1 protein-coding gene is annotated in these 1,324 nt (G+C 36.3%); it reads left to right on the top strand.

The features are described from left to right. Positions 1 to 101 precede the first annotated feature (101 nt). Positions 102 to 1,274 (top strand): IS256-like element IS256 family transposase, encoded by a 1,173-nt coding sequence (locus BDW25_RS10830; RefSeq protein WP_000195429.1) that lies wholly within the window; start codon positions 102 to 104, stop codon positions 1,272 to 1,274. Positions 1,275 to 1,324 lie beyond the last annotated feature (50 nt).

The raw sequence follows: 1,324 nt of genomic DNA, 5'->3' as shown, positions 1-1,324 counted from the left end.
GATAAAGTCCGTATAATTGTGTAAAAGTAAAAAGGCCATATAACAGTCCTTTTACGGTACAATGTTTTTAACGACAAAAACATACCCAGGAGGACTTTTACATGACCCAAGTACATTTTACACTGAAAAGCGAAGAGATTCAAAGCATTATTGAATATTCTGTAAAGGATGACGTTTCTAAAAATATTTTAACAACGGTATTTAATCAACTAATGGAAAATCAACGAACAGAATATATTCAAGCAAAAGAATATGAACGAACAGAAAACCGACAAAGTCAACGAAATGGCTATTATGAGCGCAGCTTTACGACACGTGTAGGCACGCTAGAATTAAAAGTACCCAGAACACGTGATGGCCATTTTTCACCCACAGTGTTTGAACGTTATCAACGAAACGAAAAAGCCCTCATGGCTTCAATGTTGGAAATGTATGTATCAGGCGTTTCAACTCGTAAAGTATCAAAAATTGTGGAAGAACTTTGTGGTAAATCCGTCTCTAAGTCCTTCGTTTCTAGCTTAACAGAACAGCTAGAACCTATGGTTAACGAGTGGCAGAATCGTTTATTATCAGAAAAAAATTATCCTTACTTAATGACCGATGTACTCTATATAAAAGTACGAGAAGAAAATCGAGTACTCTCAAAAAGCTGTCATATAGCGATTGGAATAACCAAAGATGGCGACCGTGAAATTATCGGCTTCATGATTCAAAGTGGCGAAAGCGAAGAGACCTGGACAACATTTTTTGAATACCTAAAAGAACGCGGTTTACAAGGTACGGAACTCGTTATTTCTGATGCGCACAAAGGATTAGTCTCTGCCATTAGAAAATCCTTCACCAACGTAAGTTGGCAAAGATGCCAAGTTCACTTCCTAAGAAATATCTTTACCACCATTCCTAAAAAAAATTCAAAATCTTTCAGAGAAGCTGTTAAAGGAATTTTTAAGTTCACAGATATTAACTTAGCGCGTGAGGCTAAAAATCGATTGATTCATGATTATATCGATCAACCAAAATATTCAAAAGCTTGCGCATCATTGGATGATGGATTCGAAGACGCCTTTCAATATACCGTACAAGGAAATTCCCACAATCGACTAAAGAGTACCAATCTAATTGAACGACTGAATCAAGAAGTACGCAGAAGAGAAAAGATTATTCGCATCTTCCCCAATCAAACATCAGCCAATCGCTTAATTGGAGCCGTTCTTATGGACCTACATGATGAATGGATTTATTCTTCAAGAAAATACATCAATTTTGATAAGTAGAAATGGTAAAAACATTGTATAGCATTTTACACAGGAGTCTGGACTTGACT

The organism is Staphylococcus sp. AtDRG32 (genome assembly GCF_004365845.1).
GTDB classification, from domain to species: Bacteria; Bacillota; Bacilli; order Staphylococcales; family Staphylococcaceae; genus Staphylococcus; species Staphylococcus hominis.
The sequence above is the reverse complement of the archived record's forward strand: the minus strand, read 5'-3'. Positions and strand labels throughout refer to the sequence as shown.